1 rRNA gene is annotated in these 255 nt (G+C 52.5%); it reads right to left on the reverse strand.

The window, feature by feature from the left end:
* A 23S ribosomal RNA gene (locus tag MFP24_RS00110) occupies positions 1–255 on the reverse strand; the annotation flags it as partial.

The raw sequence follows: 255 nt of genomic DNA on the forward strand, positions 1-255 counted from the left end.
TTCCCTCTTCACGACGGACGTTAGCACCCGCCGTGTGTCTCCCGTGATAACATTCTACGGTATTCGCAGTTTGCATCGAGTTGGTAAGTCGGGATGACCCCCTAGTCGAAACAGTGCTCTACCCCCGCAGATGAATTCACGAGGCGCTACCTAAATAGCTTTCGGGGAGAACCAGCTATCTCCCGGTTTGATTGGCCTTTCACCCCCAGCCACAAGTCATCCGCTAATTTTTCAACATTAGTCGGTTCGGTCCTC

The organism is Brenneria tiliae, from assembly GCF_023347575.1.
GTDB classification, from domain to species: domain Bacteria; phylum Pseudomonadota; class Gammaproteobacteria; order Enterobacterales; family Enterobacteriaceae; genus Brenneria; species Brenneria corticis.